Raw genomic sequence first — 17,443 nt, 5'->3', positions numbered from 1 at the left:
TGGTTAGGTTGATATGTTTATGCATATAATTATTTCTCAGTGATACATTAAGGCGTATCGAAATGAGCTATGTAACAGAGCAGATACTACAAAGCCTTCGAGAAGCGCGAATAAGTAAGGGTTTTAGCCAAAGAGAGTTGAGCGCGCGGTCGGGTGTACCGCAAAGCCATATTTCGAAGATCGAGTCTGGTGGCGTTGATTTAAGAATGTCCAGTTTGATAGCGATTGCCCGCGTGCTCGATCTAGAGTTATTTGTTGCCCCTAAAAAGTCCGTGCCGGCCATTAAGTCAATCATTCGCAGCAGCATAGGTACACATAATAACGGTGTTAGCGATGAAAGTGAGCCAATATCACCCGCATATCAGTTAGAGGACGATGATGACTAACAATGTCTCAACGCTCAACGTATTGCTCTACGGTGAACCCATTGCAACGATTACCAATTTGGTAAGGATTTATTGTTGGCGATGAATCGACGTGGTTTTACAAAAAAAACTGCTGTGTGAGCGCACTGGGGGAATATTTTGCACGCTCAAAAAGCTTGTATGCTATTGCTGTCTTTTGTCATTAACGTCATCAATCGCGGGTGTACAAATAATTTTTCCTTTCCGGAATCGATTTCTTGCAGCACACCAATATCTGCTAACTGTTTTAAATACGTTGAAGCAGTTTGGCGTTTTGCAATATTACGTTCAACCAGATTACTGATGCGGCAATAGGGTTGCTCAAAAATAAGCTGAACAAGCTCATAGCTATATATTTTAGGCAGCTGTGCTTTTACGTAAAGGGTTGTACTTTCCATAAGCGCCCTAATCGCTGTGATTTTATCACAGGTCCATATGGCTGTTTGCTCGACACCTTTTAGCATAAATAACAACCAACCTTCCCAATTCTGATCTTTGGTAACTTGGTTTAGCAAGCGATAATAGTCTTGTTTGTTATGAACGATGAAACGACTTAAATACAAAATAGGTAGCGTTAACAGACCACATTCAATAAGGTATAAAACGTTTAAAATACGGCCTGTTCGACCATTTCCGTCATAAAAGGGGTGTATGGCTTCAAATTGATAATGGCTAATTGCCATCTTGATCAATGGATCGAGATCATCGTCATTATGCAGAAATCGCTCCCAGTTTGTTAACAAGTCGCGAATAATGTTTTCTCCAGCAGGCGGAGTATAGATAATTTCTCCGGTCGTTTGGTTGCCTATAACAGTCCCCGGTACTTTACGAATATCCATTTCAGCGTGTTTTAATGTACTGCATACCTCAATCGCTGTTGCTGTGCAAAGCGGCTTTTTTTCAAGCTGAATATAGCCTTGGTATAGCGCTGTTCTGTAACGTAACGCTTCCTTTGTTGCATGATCTGCGCCTTTGTCTTCTAGCGCATATTGAAAAAGCTTGTCGGTAGTGGTGACAATATTTTCAATTTCTGAACTATCTTTTGCTTCAAGCAAAGGCAGTAGATTAATCAGCATGCTTTGGTTGGGAATGAGCTCACCGGCCTTTTTTAATTCTGCTAAAGCGGCGCGAGCAGAAATACAGGCTTTCAGCACAGCCCTAGTTTCTATGGAATCTAAGTTTGGTGGCAATGTAGGTAATTGGTTGTAAGGCAGTTCTGCTTGCCAAGTCATGTTTAAATTTCCAGTCTAAATCGACATAAATGCACTAATAGATCAGTTTATGTCGAATGGATCGACATAGCAATTTCATGTGTCGATTTTTTGCTATTATTTCGACATACTTTCAAAACGCATGCCGTTTAACTTCATCTAAATTCGCCACCATAATCTGCTGCGCCTCCGGGCGTGCTTCAATTTTTGCTAAATCCAGGTTTAACGCCTGCACGGCATAAGGCACCAGTGCTGAGCGTACCGAGAACACCCGCTTGCCGTGTTGCATATTGTAATCTTCGGCAATAATGGCTTTTTGATAGTCGGTTAAGCGTGAATCGGGCACCAGTACGATATCAATGGTAGTATTCCAACGTTCATCCTGTTCTTTGGTCATCTCAGCATCGCCTTCGATACCATTTATGCCGCGAAAGCGGCTTAACACAAAATCCCGAAACTCGCGGTTCTTCTCACAGTAAGCACGCACATGCCAGCGCAGTGGCGTGCATACCAGCGTATGCGGAGCAATAATGCGGCTTTCTTCATCCGGGCTGGTGAGTGACACATAACCCATATCAATCTTTTTACCGTCGCGTGCGGCCTGTACTAGTGCCCGCAGAATATCCGGGTTTACCTGGCGTAGTGGCGGCGTGAGCATTTCGGTATGGGCAAAGCCTAAATCGAGCTGGCTAAAGGTATGGGCAAAATCTTTGGTGCTGGCCAGCGCATGCAGGTATTCATCGGCCAGGCCACTGGTCACTTTGGGGGTAAAACTGGCAGCCGGTTTATAGCCTTTAAGCTTGCCGTCATACACCAGGTTACCCGGCGCAATATCGCGCAAATAGGCGTTAATATCTTTCGATGCCTGCTGGCGTGCGATACCAAAACTATTACATAAATGATTCGTGGTTAAACGGCCTTCCCATAGCGCGACAATTTCAATAAGCCGGTAACGCATTAATAGCTCCCAGCGCAGCGGCCAGCCGCTGGCGTCTAGGCTACTAGGGCTATCTGTCGAAAGCGGTTGAGGGTTTTGCATCTAAACTCCTGTAAAATGTGTCTGATTAGCATACACACCTGCAATCAATACGTTTTAGGCGTTATCCGTTGCTGCATTAAAGGTAGCAACCGGCCAGGGTAAATTAAACTGCTTTAAAATGGCTTGCTCTGCCGCTAACCACTGGCTGAAGTTATCAATTTTTAAGCCATACGGAATAGCCAGCACATAATACTCATAGGCCAGATAAACCAAATCGGCATAGCGCCAAATACGCCCAGCATACACCACTTTATCGTGCTTAGCTTTGGCTAAGTGCTCAATAGCATTGAGAGTTTTACACAGCTCTTGTAAGCGGGTTAGCCGGGGTAAATCCTCAGCGCGAATAGGTTGGTTGTTCATAGTTAGCTCGCGTTATGTTGGGTGTTGCACCAACTCTAAGCCAGTGCGTGAACGTCTTAAAGGGGTTGGCGCAAAGGCCAAAAAACATCTGCCTGAAAATCATACACTGAATACCTGCACAGTATGGCGTGAAAAAAGAAACAGCCTAAGATGGTGACTCACGGATGACATGTCACTAACCATGACAGTGTATGGACCAGCTAGCAGGACGCTATTGGCAAGGATGCTTTTTTAAGGAAGCTATTAGCAAGGATGCTATTTGCTTGGAAGCGCAGGGACAAATCGGCAAGGATGCCAATTATCAAAGGAGGCTAATATGAGCGTGCTACAGCAAAATTTATTCTTAATAACCTTAGAAGCGCAATTTCGCGATCTATTCCAGGCCAGTAAAGCGGGCAAAGATAACAGCGAGCAACGCTTGCGCGCACAAGGCTTTATTCATGCTGGAGAGCTATTGCAGCTATGCAGCCGCCAACAAGTGCAACAACTAATGGAAAAGGTGCACCTGGAAGTGTTTGGTATCAGCATTGCCGAGCGCAAGCCCTCAGCCCGGGCGCGCCGCCAGCAGGCGTTGCGGCTGGGCGATTATGCTTACTTTGAAGAGCCGGCGTTTCATCGGCTGCTTTAACGCTTGTTACTAGGGCCTGTTGATCTTTGCTGTTCATAATTCAGCCAACCCACATTGGCAGCCATATAAGGCAGCAAGCCAAGGCCAGTGTACTTGCATAATTCCGGGCTAATTTATCATACCTTGTTGCTACTGAGCGGTAATGTTTTAGCCTGGCAAACACGTTCTCAACCAGATGGCGATGTTTGTACAGACACCAGTCAATATCGCCATTCCCAATCTTCGAATTACGCTTGCGCGGTATGTTAGGGACGCCCTTTTTCTCTCGGATCTGCTCTCGTATCTTCTCGCTATCATAGCCCCGGTCAGCGATAACGTGTTCGGCATCAGGCAGCTGTTTTAGTAATTCTATGGCAGCTTTACTGTCATGAACCTCACCGCCTGTCACAATAAAATCTATTGGCAAGCCGCAACTATCCACTGCCATATGGATTTTCGTCGTGTTACCACCACGACTTTTCCCAACCGCTTCTTTATCTTCTGAGCGAGCACCTGTCGCATGCTGATGCGCTTTGATGATGCTGCCGTCTATAAATTCCCACTCTAAATCAGCCAATTGCCTTAACTCTGCGAATAGCTGCATTAGAATGCCTTTCTTAGACCACAGGTTAAAACGCCGGTAGATGGCGCTCCAATCTCCAAAAGCTTCTGGCACATCGCGCCAAGGGCAACCGACCCGCATCCGATACAAAATGCCTTCGAAAGTATTTCTGTGTTCCGGCTTGTCATATACGCGGCCCGTTTTAAGCATCAATCTGATTAGCTTTGACCAGTACTCGTCTGTTAACATTGTTCTTGGCATGATGGGTTGTCATGGTTAGTTTTTGGCGAAAGTAATTATACCAGCCCATCATGCTGTCTAATAATCCATCACGAAAGATCAACAAGCCCTAGACGTTGCAAAGGAAATCACGCTGCTTTAAAGTCGGTACAAACGATGTTTGCAGTTAAGGATAACGAAATTGAAAGATAAGGAAAAACTCATTGTTTTGGCTATGCCTTTGACGTTTGATGTCAGGTCTTTTGGTAATCGCTGATGGGCAGACGTCGTAAATCCACCCTAGTTGAAGATCTTTTTGGCATCGCTAGTTTCCTGCCCTGGTGGCTTAGTATATCCATGGCAATCGGATTCTATTTTTATCTCGATAGTCTGGCGGTAATGCCGGTAATTGATCCGAAAAATCCTATGGCGCATGTCACCGGGGCACTTACCTATTACTTTGCTTACTGGGGCAGATATTTACTTCCAGCAATTTTCATCTCTGGCGCTGTGGCATCCCTGCTGGCAAAGGCGAAAAGAGAAAAACTGCTGAATAATGTCCGGCTCGATTCAGCAACACAGCGAGATCCGTTTGCAGCTATTAGCTGGAGGGAGTTTGAAATGCTGGTCGGCCAGTTTTTCCGTGAAAAAGGCTATAAAGTTTCGGAAACTGCGCAAGGTGCAGATGGCGGTATCGATTTACATCTAACGGGAAGCGACGACAAAACCTATCTGGTGCAATGCAAACACTGGAAAGCCAGTAAGGTACCGGTAAACGTGGTGCGCGAGCTTTATGGTGTAATGGTGGCAGAGCACGCTGCTGGCGCTTTTGTGGTTACCTCCGGCCAGTTCACAGATGAAGCGCAAACCTTTGCCAATGGCAAAAATATCCAGTTGGTTGATGGCAAGCTGTTAGTCAGCTCAATTCAAGGCCGTGAAGTATTGCAAGCAAAGCCGGTAATCAGCTCAGTCGCTTCGGCAATTCAGTGCCCGGTATGTAATAGTGACATGGTATTACGTACGGCTAAAAGAGGCCCTAACGCTGGCAATCAGTTCTATGGTTGTGTGCGATACCCTGTCTGTCGCGGTACAAAAGAGGCATAACTCATGGAGCAAAGCCAAAATGGCGATACTGACATTGCTGCCTGGCTGGTTTGGTTTTTCGATACCCTAGCCGCTAGCCGCTAGCCTAAAGCCGGCGCTGGCTGATATCGCCCAAACGCTGTTAAAAAGCAGTTCTGGCAACGGGTAGACCAAACGCCACTAAGCAAAGATCAAGTAAAAGTACTAAACCGGCTGCCGGATGGTGACTTCAGTGAAGGCATCAGCAATAGCCAATACGGCAAAGTGGCTAAAGTCAGCCCGGCAACCGTCAGTCGGCATTTGGCTCAATTGGTAGAAATGGGGTGCTTGGTGAAAACCGCGGCTGCTGGGAGAAGTACCATGTATGTTATCTGGCAGTAACATTCGTCACTATAAAGAGCCTCTGCTTAATTACACTGGCAATTTATGCTGCTTATCCCGTTACTTCAACCGGTAATGGTGCAGCAGTGCGGTATGAAAGGTCATCATAGTAAAACCGTTTAAATCTGCGGATCAACGCCAGCGATATTTCATCTTCTCTAACTAAACGTTGTGTAACATCCATATTCGCGGCGCGCAGTATGTCTGCATGTTTTGTCAGTGCAGCCTCTGCTGTCGCTAAATCGCCTTCATAATCTGCTGGAACCGTGCCCAACAAATTCACCTGATACCGCTCGATATCTTTCAGTTCTGCAAACGGTAGAATTTCAACGTACATACCCGATAACAAGTTATTAGCCTTTTTCGCCTTGTCGCGAAGCGTGCCCCTTGGGTCTGCTGCATCAATCCGATTATTAAACGCTGTGGGCAGTGCAGGGCGGGAGTAACGCGCGGCCAGCCAATCAGCAAAGTTACGCACGTCGTATTCTTGCATTTGTCTATCTGTGGTAGGACTTAGGCCTTGCAGAAGTGTTTTAGGCACGAACAGCTTTTCAAAGGCTTTTATTTCAATATGTTTTTCAGCCGACATATCCGCGCCGGGCAGACGCTGAATAAACTTTGTATGAAGAAGGCGGGCGTTTTTGTTGTGCAGGTAGTTACCGTTCGGTTTATCGATTAACCTTGCGGCATACACCTCTACATGCGGGTCTAGCTCCAGGTTGTTGTTGGCAATATCACAAGACTGCGAGGCGACAATCAACACAAAAGGCTCATTGATTGTCACATCCATATTTGTACAAACCAGGGTTGCGTCAGCGTCGCTAAAGAGTGAGCCTTGCTGCCATCCATTTTGCTCCAGCTCGCTGCCAATCATGCCGGTTGTCTCCTTTACGCAAAGGGATCAGCCAGCGACCGTGCAGGCCAGTGTTGCAGGCTTAGTCGGGTGCCGGCAAACAACAAGGTATTTTGGTTTGCACCATTTCGCAGCAGTTCAAGCAGGGTTTTCCCCTCTAATACCGGCGTGTTCAGTAATTCAGTTGGTTTGGGTAAGCCACTCTTAGCCCACTCATTGGCCGTAAGCTGTAACTCATGGATGCGACTAAGTGTTGCCGTGCGAGGGGCCGCGCTGCCATCTATCCAGTTGTAGATACTTTTACGCGTGCTGCCTACAATGTCAGCCAATTGCTCTTTGGTTAAACCGAAGGTGGCGCTTATGGTTTCAATCGCTACAGCAAGCGAGTTGCCTTTGCTGATGACAAAAGACACCTTTGCACCACTGGGTGACTGGCTGTAACTAACGGTAGCAGTGCCACCAGAGCCTTTTAATACACCGGGTATAGCGTAGCCAAGCTCATCCTTAACCAAATTAATTGACGTCGGCATGCGCCGGTAGTTGGTACTTAGTTGCTGCCAGTCTGGGCAATCAGCGTTCCATTCTGCAGTTACGACCATTTTGCTTCCCTCGCATAGTCTGTAGTTACCTGCCAAAACGCGGCCCTTGACGCTTCATGCAGGGCATCTAATCTTGTCAGTGCTTGTTCAAGCTCAAATGTCACTGACTCCTCGCCAGCTTCCCAGATATGATCAAAATCTAACAGCAGCCGTTCGGTGGCGGCCTGATCACGAGCAATCTGCACCGGCACATTGTCAATGTCAGGTGGGCAAGTCAGCGGCATTACACCAAACCAAGAGCGAATACACAGAATTCCACAATGTGTTTGAATATAGTTTTCTGTTTTTAAATGGCGGGTGCTGCCAAGGCTTTGCGTTGCTGCCGTTGGAATAAATTTTTCATCAACCAACTGGGAGAACTGCTCGTTGTTTTCTGTGGTAACTAAATCACAGTAGCGCAGGCCGATACGTAACAGCAAAGACGGCTCTACTATTTCAATAACGGTTTGCAGCGCATGTTTGCAGGCCTCAGCAAAGCCATCAAAACGCGGATAGTCATTGGTAAAGTACACCAGTTTATCCTGGCTAATATCTATCGCATGTTTTTTATCGCCGGAGATAAATGACCAGCGATGGCTGGACGAAATCTCAAACTGATCGGCCTGCACGTGGATAGATTGCTCAGTGCTTTTGCGAAACGTAGGGTACTGCCTGCGCAGCGCCTCCTGCAATTTTGGAATGTATTGCTCAATTTGCAGGATCTGCGAAAAACGAAACTCGACAAGCACCAGTTTAAGCGGCTGGTTTTCAAGCTTTCTGTATTCAGTCACACCCGTTATCCTTTTGGTTTAGCTAACAGCGGCATAAAATTATACACGAAATTATACACTGCAACTATCAATCTATGTGACAACTGGGTTTTAAGCAAGTTTCAATTTTGCAAAAGATGGTTACTGTCTTTTAAAGTTAGAAAATACAGAGGAGCTCAAGGTCATTCTGAACCCAGCCATTTCGGCTGGGCTTTAAGGGGAGTGGTATGGCGTTTACCTAACAACCAAAGCTACAAGATTGGTCTTTTAAACCTGCCCTTCTATACTGCCGAGACAAACCCCTGCAAGTCTCTGTTCTCCAAAACCTCATCATGTGGAATAAGCCAATATAGCCAAGGCTTGCCTCCATGTTTACCTAGGTATTCTGAAGCATTGTTACACCATTTTTTGGCAGTTTCTGCTTTGGCAAGTACAACTGTATCTGATAGATCGCCACGAGCCTTGATTTCCACCATAATAACTTTGTCGTTTAGTTCTGCCACAAAGTCCGGTTGGTACTCACGGTGGTTGACGCCATCTTTATAAAAAATTTGAAACTGGCCACTAACCGGTTTAAACCATTTCATAGCCTCGCGCTCTAGGATTAAAGCAAAGGTTCGTTCAGTATCAGAATCAAATTTCTGTACATCATACAGGCAGCGTTTGAAGCCACCAAAAAGCATCTTTTTGATCTTGCTTTTATCCTGGATGGTTGTACGTACGTTATGGAGTTCTTTATCTGCCGTAGTGTAGGCAGCTTCCTTGAGTGGAATAAAGCCTGCAGTTACTGTAACTTCGTAAGAACTGGCTTTTTCCCAATAGTGTTCTGCCATTTGTGCATGAATGGTGTCAGCGATCCGCTTGCCGAAGCCATAGAAGATGTTGTGGAGCTCATCTTCAGAATACTCACGGGCATCCCGAAAGTAATTGACTGCTTGAGCCGCCAAATCATAAATAAGCTCAGCATGCTCATCATAGGAAATATCATCATAGTCAACCAAATGTTCAACGATATAGTCTTCCAGTCTTGGATACTTATGATTCATCGGACTTGAAAGGCTCACTTGCTCATCAGTCTGTAAGCTTCTGATAATAAGATCTCTATTTGAAGGTTGAAGGTTGAGATTACCCATATCCAGCAGGAATGGGGTGTATCCGTACGTGACATCTCCTGATGGCACGACCATTATTCTCGGAATATCAATGGTTTGATCTATAACGAGCTGGGTGGTTTTAGTAATCAGCTCGTGCAGATCAATCTTTTCCTCGTCCTCCAAAAGTGACTGCTGCTTGTTGCTCAGATGCTCAGACACGGCTTTATATGCCTGCTGCTGAATTTCTTCATTAAGCAGAGCTTTACTTGTAGGAGCTACGCTGGGTTTATTCTGATAGCTTTGCAGTACCCGCAAGGCAGTCATTGCCGCTTCCTTTTCAGCGACACCACTGAATATTGGTTTTTCACGTTCCTTGTCGCTTCCAATTTGATATTTATAGCCTGTGGCGCTTTGCAGCGACTGTCCGGATACCAATGCTTCAAGTTTAGATATGACTGCCACACTGTCTTTAGGTTGCTCATCATAATCTTTTTCCAGAATAACCTGGCGCATGCGCAACGGATTACTCGGGTTATTGGCCTCGTTAACAATTTCCTGAAAACGGTCATGGGCTACAATGTTAAGTCTGTCTACCGCGTCAACACCGGTACGCTTTCCGTAAGGCAAGCGGAGACCACGCCCAATGGATTGTTCGATTAAGGTACGTGCATTTGCAGCACGAAGTGGAACAATGGTATAGAGGTTAGTGACATCCCAACCTTCCTTGAGCATATTGACATGGATAACAATTTCAGTAGGCTCATCAACGCTTTCAACAGACAGCAGCCGTAAAATCATTTGCTCTTCATCAGCACCACTCCTGGAACTATCAACTTGAATAGCTTTACCCCTATAGCGGCCACTGAAGAACTCATCTGACTCAATTAATTCCAGTAATTGTGCTGCATGCGTAGTATCGCGGGCAATCACAAGCATAAAAGGCTTAACTAGTTTCACGCTGTGTTGCCTAGCATAGGTAAATAGTTCTAACTTGGTTGCCTCGTGAAGTCTTACTCCATCTTCTAGTTTAACTTGCTCCAGTTGCTCCAGGCTGTATTGCTTAGGGTCAAAGTTGCGTTGAGTAACTACCGCCGGCTCCTTAACAAAGCCATCGTCCATCGCGCAAGCCAATGGGTAGTCAACAATCACGTTTTCAAACTGAACTGGTCCTTTATTTGACTCGGTAAATGGCGTGGCTGTTAATTCCAATCCCAAGCGAGGCTGTAGTTCATTGATAGCCCGCATACCTGCACTGGCGCGATAACGATGTGATTCATCCATCAACAGTACCAGATCATCAAGCTCTGAAAGATAACTGAAATAGCTGTCCCCTAGGTACTCAGATAAACGTTTAATCTTTGGCGCTTTGCCGCCTCTAACCTCTGAAACTATTTTGGCAATATTGAAAATATTAATGGTAACTGGGCTTAAAAGACCTAAGTTTCTGCCACGTTCTTCATAATTGTCGCCCGTGATTATCTCGGGAGGGTATGCTGAAAACTCAGCAATCCCCGTAAACACATACTTAGGGGTGTTAGGGGTAAAGTCGCTAATCAACTTGTTATAAATAGTTAAGTTAGGAGCCAAAACAAAGAAATTATTGATGCCATATGCAATATGGAGATAAGAGATAAAGGCGCCCATTAAACGGGTTTTCCCCACACCGGTTGCTAGGGCAAAACACAACGAAGGAAAATCCCTTTCAAAATCGGACAATTTGGGAAATTCAGCACTTAAGGTTCTTAACAGTGCGGGAACATCTTGTGTTGGAGACAGTATATCAGGCGCAGCTTCAATTGCCTTGGCTAATGCTTTGAGCGCTTGCTCTTGAGGTTTGCGCAAACTTAACCGGCCAGTAATAGCATTCAGGATTCGCGACTTATTGATATGATTTGCTGTCATGTTCTACTTCCCTTAGCCTTGAATACTGTCGTCAAATAAACCATCTTGTCTCGGTATTGCAAGAGAATCATCTCCTGTTTCTTCTTCCGTAGGCCGGTTGTTTATGTTCAGACTATAGTCATCGTGGCCCCACTCACAGCGAGACAACACCATTTTTGGAATCTTCTTAAGCGTTAAGTTTGAAAAGCGATCACCTGTGTCTTGAAAAGCACTACAACACACCAGCAAACTTCGCTCTGTGCCAACTTCTTCGCTAAGCGCATGCTGTTGTGCAGTAGACAGTGTTTGTGTGGTTACATAGATACGATCCTGCTCAGTTGAATAACCATGGTTCCACCATTCAATATCGGAAGGTTCATAGGTAAAGCCCTCAAGTTTGCAGATTGCTTCTGCCAGCATCGCAGCATCATACTCCTTACTGATTACCCAGCGACCCCAGCGGTCCTGTTCTAGTAAGGACGGTGCGAGTTTGTAATAACTAAAACCGCCACCGCCTTGCCAGTTAACCGACTTGGATATACCACTTTGATCATCTCCATCTATAACCTTTTTAAGGCGAGGAATAATATGGGTGTGACAGTGTTCACCCAACTCAACCATTATCCATCTTCGTCCCATCTTGTGAGCGACAGCGCCAGTAGTGCCAGAGCCAGCAAAGGAATCAAGTACTATATCTCCTTTATCGGTACTCATTTCTATACATCGTTTAATCAGTTTTTCGGGCTTTTTACCATTCTTAAAAACGACATCCCCTTCACTTGCGATTCCATTCCACGGGATGTCAGACCATAAATTAGTCAAAGGTTTTGCTGGTACCAACTCGCCTTCAATACTTTTAATTTTATTGGAATAAAAATAGATTTGGCGACCATTTAGGATATAAACATCATCATATTCTTCACGAGGAAATTTATAAACCACACCAGGGTTAAGCTTGGACTCATCTCTCATTTCAACAATTGCCCTACCGGCAGCATTGCTAATCGCAGTTGCTTGGTACACAGAATCAGAATTCTGATTTGCAAAGTCAGCAACGAGTTGTTCAAAATCAAGCTTCCCAATCGATTTTTTTGCAGATTTCACATCATTAAACCCGTGGTGGGTTGCGACAACTTCATTTAATGAGCATGAATTCCATTTCGAGTAATGTTCATTAATGTTTGTTATATACTTCCCGTAAGACTGGTCATAATCTGATTTAATATATTGCTGCTCATATACATATTTAGATCGATCCTTACAGTACATTAATATATATTCTGTTTGTGAATACGGTGACGGATTGACAGTCTTGTGTCCTGAAGGGTCGGAAGTTTTAACCACGATCATGTTCAAGAAGTTTTTTCTCTCGAAAACTTCATCCATTAGAATTCGAAGATAAGCCATTTCTTTATCATCAATTTGAACAAAAATGACTCCCTTTTCGTGAAGCAGCTTCTTGAGTAAATGAATTCTTTGTTGCATTAGTGAAAGCCAAGTAGAGTGCTCTAATCCATCATCATAATGATCAAATGCAGCTCCTGTATTATAAGGTGGATCAATATAGATGCATTTCACTTGCCCTGTATATTTGGCTTCTAAAGCTTTGAGAGCAAGAAGATTATCACCATATATAAGCTTATTATCGAAAATGTCGTCCTCTGAAACTTTGTGGCTAGCATGATAAGACTTACTGTTGTCTTCCACCAAAATTCGAGGTTCAAGCTTCGGCTTTTTGTCTTTACCTATCCACGTCAGCTCAAGTTTTGTTTTGGACTGTTTGCTCATACTTGATAAATTCCTATGCATTAGCCAGTGTGGCCATAACAGCACTTTTCAGTGTTTTGAGGTCAGCAGCATTTTTGAATACAGAGGCTGCTGTTTTCCCCCAGTTGACCTTTTTATACTCGGCAATAATAACTTGAGTGATCGCTTGTGCCGTAGTTCGAACGAGATTGCTATGCAGCAGGGAGAGATTCAAATCATTATGGTCAATATGCGACTTTATTTTTAGATAAACAATATGAGAAAGCAGCATAAGAGAATTAGCTATAATATCTTTATCGGTACCTGTAGATTGCCTTGCATCCGATTTAAGTGATTCGCGGATTAATTGATAAATTTGAACAATCCGCCAAAGCTGCCGGGCCTGTAGGCTGTCTTTAAATAAATTTTGATAGGTTGAGCTATGTAGTTCCTCACCAGCTAACCGCGAAAACAGTTTCTTAGGGTCTGTTTTGGCTTGTGCAATGAACTTACATTCACTATCTGTAACCCAGCAAGCCAATGCCTTAGCTGCGATTTCAACATCAAAATCTGCTTGGTCCAGCTCACCTGACTTGTAACGATAGACAATACCTGACTGCTGAAGTGTTTGCGCCCATTGAATTTGGTTTTCATCCAAAGCTGCGAAGTCAATATCAGATACGGTATTTTGGTTGTTGCGGAAGCGGGTAACTTTGCCGCCAAACTCTTCCAAATCTGTATCGAGTGCAATAAAGGTAGCCAGAACCCTGACATTCTTCGCATCAGTTTCCTCATTTAAGTCTACTGCCAGACTGCTAACCGTTTGTGCTCCATTGATAACTGAAAGATTTTCTACCCGGAATTTACCTTTAGAGCGTGTTTCATCGCGGGGACCAACAGGGCGGATTGCATCGCAAATAAACGTTACACCATTATTAAAGTAGAAAAAGTGTTCAGGATTGTTCCTGATTGTTTCTGATATATCCTGGTTTACGACTGTACTTCCCTGAAAATGGCGAATATTGGCATCAAACAGCTTTTCACCATGCTGAACCTTCAAAGACTTTAATTGGGAGCCTGTAATACTGCCAAAATAACACAAGTAGGGTTCGCCAATATGGCCATAGTTTTCCAAAACAATTTCAGCCGTAATTGGGATTGGTAAATGTTCATCCAGCTGTATACGGTGAAACGACGTCAAACCAAAATTGATAAACTTCAGAAAGCTGGGATCAGCAGGCTGATTTAGTGCCATCTCTAAATCTGACATTACTCTTCTTTTATCATCTCCAAGAGCACCGCCTGTGTAGGTAAGTACAGCTTTGACCTTTGCCACGCCAGAATCAAATGCCGAGTTTAAAGCCGGTATTTTCGCTCGAAGATGTTCATTAAAACGCTCATATTTCTGTTTAGCTAAATCTTTGACACCATCAACGAACTTGTTTACCTCAGCAAGCTCTACTTCTCCAGCACCCGAATCCTTATATTTTGACTGAACAAGCCAGACAGTCTGAGTCGCGTCTACGTAAACTGAATCTATGCCATGATCTTGCCCACCATCGATGGACGCTTTTATGGCTTCGTCATCGGATGCACCCGCTTCTTGTGTTAGAAAGTAGGCTGCTAGCGCCTTAGTGTAAAAATTCCGCTCTCTATCAATTTGTTTGTGACCAGTACCAGTAATCTTTCCACCAAACCGTGTATCCAATAATTTGCACAGTTGAATCAGCTCGTGCGGCTTAATTCCTTCAGCCATTAAATAACCTCCCAGGTAATGCTGAACAGTACCTGTTCTTCTACAGTCTGGTTCATTTTTTCTTCTAATTCAGTAATTAAAGATTCTCTACGCTCATCGACTTCGTCCTGTCGTTCAAATAGCTCCCGGCGCTTTTTATTACGCAACTTTTCGAGTTCTTTTTGCTTTTTCTGCCAGTGCAACTTTTCGTGAAGGTCAGGTGCAAGCTTCGCAGTTCTGCGAACCTCGCGGATCTCCCTGTCAGTTTCTTTTATATCTTGCTCTAGTACCACTTTAAGGTCGTCGGCCCAAGCATCCAGCTTTTCAACCTCAGCTACAAAATACTTGAGATTGCGCTGGCTGATATCACCGAGCAATTCCTGTTTAGCTCGAGACAGTTCCTTGTCAATCACTGGACTCACTGTGAATGCGGTTTGGAAATCACTTTGTATAGGATATGAAAGTAGCTTTTCTAAAACCTCTGAATGAACTACTTCTCCTTGGGTATTGATACCAATTACAGCAAGGTGATCTTCGGCTCGCTCCATGGATTCAACTGTCACCCTGCATACTTGCAATTGGCCGGTTTGCCCTTTTAATTCTTCAACAACAGATACTTTGGTATCTCTGACACTGGTATCAAACACAAGATGTGCCTGAGCTAGTTTTTTTGCTTTGGCAGTATCAATAGCCCACTGGGCCAGCGGGTGTTTTAGACGATATAGGTGACAGTCTCCATCACGCCTAGGTAGTGCGTACTCCCCAGTTGGGATATCCGCAGGTGCTCCAGCAGGCAATGACTTAATAACAAAGCCACCTTGAATAGGCAGAAAATGGTTCGAAAGCTCAGTTTGAGTTAACGCCAGCAACATTTGTTCGTACTTGTCGAGCGAGGCTTCTGTATCAATTTTCAGGCGCTGTAGTACATCTTCATCAAAGTTTTCAAACAGTTGCTCCCGTGTGTTAACCATCTGAGCGTTAATTTCGTGTGCCAGATCTTGCTGAAGTTTGTCGAATGCACTTTTAATTTCACCCGGATCGCGGCAAGTATCGTAAATTTGTTTAATTCGACGCTCGAAATCTACTCCATTTTCAATGGCACCCAATACCTCGTCAGAAGCGCCGAAGACTCCATCAAATATCTTGAATTTAAGTTTCAGTAACTCATGAACCCGTTGGTCAGCCGGATTGGTTGAGTCAATGAAATTAAGCACAACCACATCGTGCTTCTGACCATATCGATGGCACCGTCCAATACGTTGTTCAATTCTCTGAGGATTCCACGGCAAGTCATAGTTGATGACTAACGAGCAGAATTGTAGGTTTACACCTTCTGCTGCCGCCTCAGTGGCAATCATGATTTTACCTTGTTCTCTAAAGTATTCTACTAATGCAGCACGGGTATCCGCAGTTTTGGAACCGGTGATTTTGTCACTACCTTGATGTTTTAACAGCCACTGCTTGTAGATTTCTTTTGCCCGACTATCGCTGTTGGTACCATTAAAAAGCACAATACCATCTTTGTATTCGCTGTTTTCTAATAGATTGAGTAAATAATCCTGGGTTCTTCTAGATTCAGTAAAGATAATTGCTTTTTCTTGCGCGCCAAGCTCGTTGAGCTTTTCAAAAGCAATTTTCAATGCTTTTAGCAGAGCTTCTCCTTTAGAGTTTTCCCGAATATTTTCTGCGAGTGCTTTAAATGACTTTAGCTCATTGATTTCATCAATAATGGATTGGCGATTGGCATTTTCCGATTGAACCTTATTATCTTCGTCATCGGACCATTCTTCTGCAGTTTCATCCAGTGATTCATAGTCAGCATTTAGATCACCGAAAACACTAGCTTCAGTGTCATCATTTTCTAGATCTTCTTCCAACCGAGTGATAATTGAGTTTAATGCTCCGGCTATTGCAAAGGATGATGACGCCAAAAGTTTCCACATTACCATGGAGATTAATTGCCGCTGACCGCTCGGGAGTGCATTGAGGTTGGGACGTTGCAGATAAGCCGATACAAGCCTGTAAAGCTTCTGCTCATCGCTTGACGGAGTAAACTCTTCCACCATTGCAATCCGCTTGGTGTAAGAAACGTATGCTTCGACATCTTTTCTTAATGTACGCTTACATACGGATTTAATACGCTGCCGTAGCTCATTAAAAGAAAAGTCGTCGTTCAGTCGGCCATATTTGATACGGAAACTGTCCAGGTCACCAAATATCTTCTCATCAATGATACTGACCATGCCAAACAACTCCAGCAGCGAATTTTGAAGCGGCGTAGCTGTTAGCATGACTTTAAACGCACGCCCCAAAGCATCACGAAGTGTGGCGGCTATTTTGTTGCCTTTTTTGTAGACGTTTCTTAGCCTGTGAGCTTCATCTATTACTGCAAGATCCCAAGGGATCATCTGAACGTCATTTGCTTTAGTTTTTGCAAATTGATAGGAGCAGATTACTATTTTTTCACCCGCATCAAAGGGGTTTTTCATGCCTTCTTTTTTGGCTTTTTTATAGCTGTCGCTCTCTAAAATTAGGCCTTCTACACCAAACTTTTCTTGAAGCTCCTGGTGCCACTGTTTACGCAGATTGGCTGGGACAATAATAAGAATACGACGTTTGCGCTCGGCCCATTTTTGGGCAATAACGAGACCTGCCTCGATTGTTTTACCTAGGCCCACTTCATCTGCCAGAATCACACCGTTTGACAACGGATTTTTAAATGCGAAAAGGGCTGCATCCACTTGATGAGGATTCAGATCTATTTGCGCATCCATAATTGCGCTGGTCAGCTTATCTTCGTCTTCACTATCAAGGCGTCGAGTGAGCTGCCATGCGAAGTACTGGGCTTGATGTTGGCTATACATTTAATCGGAGTCTCTAACTCTATCTTTATGTTTTAGGAGCAATCCCATATAAAACT

At 44.3% G+C, this 17,443-nt stretch carries 14 protein-coding genes and 1 pseudogene; 4 read left to right on the top strand and 11 right to left on the bottom strand.

The features are described from left to right. The first annotated feature begins 62 nt into the window (after nt 1-62). A complete protein-coding gene (locus AGRI_RS09190) occupies nt 63-386 on the top strand; it encodes a helix-turn-helix domain-containing protein (protein WP_008950217.1) in 324 nt (107 codons plus the stop codon). Nucleotides 387-532: 146 nt separating this feature from the next. Here AGRI_RS09190 and fic read toward each other — a convergent pair whose 3' ends face one another. The 3 genes from fic to AGRI_RS09175 form a co-directional block, all read right to left on the bottom strand. Beyond that, nucleotides 533-1,636 (bottom strand): protein adenylyltransferase Fic, encoded by a 1,104-nt coding sequence (gene fic, locus AGRI_RS09185; protein WP_008950216.1) that lies wholly within the window; start codon nt 1,634-1,636, stop codon nt 533-535. A gap of 112 nt (nt 1,637-1,748) precedes the next feature. Beyond that, nucleotides 1,749-2,654, bottom strand: coding sequence for a BrxR family helix-turn-helix transcriptional regulator (locus AGRI_RS09180; RefSeq protein WP_008984671.1), 906 nt, complete (start codon nt 2,652-2,654; stop codon nt 1,749-1,751). Between the two features lie 54 nt (nt 2,655-2,708). Next, nucleotides 2,709-3,014, bottom strand: a complete 306-nt coding sequence (locus tag AGRI_RS09175) for a hypothetical protein (protein ID WP_008984670.1) — start codon at nt 3,012-3,014, stop codon at nt 2,709-2,711. A gap of 316 nt (nt 3,015-3,330) precedes the next feature. Between AGRI_RS09175 and AGRI_RS09170 the strand changes: the two genes are divergently transcribed. After that, complete coding sequence (locus tag AGRI_RS09170) at nt 3,331-3,642, top strand: hypothetical protein (RefSeq protein ID WP_008984669.1); 312 nt, start codon at nt 3,331-3,333, stop codon at nt 3,640-3,642. A 40-nt stretch (nt 3,643-3,682) separates the two neighbouring features. On the opposite strand, the gene AGRI_RS09165 is transcribed toward AGRI_RS09170, so the two are convergent. After that, a complete protein-coding gene (locus AGRI_RS09165) occupies nt 3,683-4,444 on the bottom strand; it encodes an IS5-like element ISSpu10 family transposase (RefSeq protein ID WP_008983132.1) in 762 nt (253 codons plus the stop codon). A 315-nt stretch (nt 4,445-4,759) separates the two neighbouring features. Here AGRI_RS09165 and AGRI_RS09160 point away from each other — a divergent pair, with 315 nt between their 5' ends. Continuing rightward, nucleotides 4,760-5,506 carry a restriction endonuclease gene (locus AGRI_RS09160; protein WP_008984668.1) on the top strand — a complete coding sequence of 249 codons (747 nt, stop codon included), beginning with the start codon at nt 4,760-4,762 and terminating at the stop codon, nt 5,504-5,506. Beyond that, a pseudogene (locus tag AGRI_RS16785) lies at nt 5,507-5,866 on the top strand (winged helix-turn-helix domain-containing protein); the annotation flags it as partial. A gap of 52 nt (nt 5,867-5,918) precedes the next feature. On the opposite strand, the gene AGRI_RS09150 reads toward AGRI_RS16785, so the two are convergent. The 7 genes from AGRI_RS09150 to AGRI_RS09120 all read right to left on the bottom strand — a co-directional run bounded on the left by AGRI_RS09150 (nt 5,919) and on the right by AGRI_RS09120 (nt 17,387). Beyond that, nucleotides 5,919-6,740 carry a hypothetical protein gene (locus tag AGRI_RS09150; RefSeq protein ID WP_008984667.1) on the bottom strand — a complete coding sequence of 274 codons (822 nt, stop codon included), beginning with the start codon at nt 6,738-6,740 and terminating at the stop codon, nt 5,919-5,921. A gap of 14 nt (nt 6,741-6,754) precedes the next feature. Further along, nucleotides 6,755-7,318 carry a helix-turn-helix domain-containing protein gene (locus tag AGRI_RS16180; RefSeq protein WP_008984666.1) on the bottom strand — a complete coding sequence of 188 codons (564 nt, stop codon included), beginning with the start codon at nt 7,316-7,318 and terminating at the stop codon, nt 6,755-6,757. Next, nucleotides 7,309-8,046: a TIGR04255 family protein gene (locus tag AGRI_RS09140; protein WP_237713057.1), complete on the bottom strand. Its 738-nt coding sequence runs from the start codon at nt 8,044-8,046 to the stop codon at nt 7,309-7,311. Before AGRI_RS09140 ends, AGRI_RS16180 begins: the two co-directional genes overlap by 10 nt. A gap of 302 nt (nt 8,047-8,348) precedes the next feature. Then, nucleotides 8,349-11,063, bottom strand: a complete 2,715-nt coding sequence (locus AGRI_RS09135) for a DEAD/DEAH box helicase (RefSeq protein ID WP_008984664.1) — start codon at nt 11,061-11,063, stop codon at nt 8,349-8,351. 12 nt (nt 11,064-11,075) lie between these two features. Next, complete coding sequence (locus AGRI_RS09130; protein ID WP_008984663.1) at nt 11,076-12,830, bottom strand: site-specific DNA-methyltransferase; 1,755 nt, start codon at nt 12,828-12,830, stop codon at nt 11,076-11,078. A gap of 13 nt (nt 12,831-12,843) precedes the next feature. Next, entirely contained in the window at nt 12,844-14,544 is a 1,701-nt protein-coding gene (locus tag AGRI_RS09125; RefSeq protein WP_008984662.1) for an AIPR family protein, read from the bottom strand. Then, nucleotides 14,544-17,387 carry an SNF2-related protein gene (locus AGRI_RS09120; RefSeq protein ID WP_008984661.1) on the bottom strand — a complete coding sequence of 948 codons (2,844 nt, stop codon included), beginning with the start codon at nt 17,385-17,387 and terminating at the stop codon, nt 14,544-14,546. Before AGRI_RS09120 ends, AGRI_RS09125 begins: the two co-directional genes overlap by 1 nt. Nucleotides 17,388-17,443 lie beyond the last annotated feature (56 nt).

The organism is Alishewanella agri BL06, from assembly GCF_000272005.1.
Taxonomy (GTDB): Bacteria; Pseudomonadota; Gammaproteobacteria; order Enterobacterales; family Alteromonadaceae; genus Alishewanella; species Alishewanella agri.
This window is presented reverse-complemented; position numbering and strand designations above follow the sequence as displayed.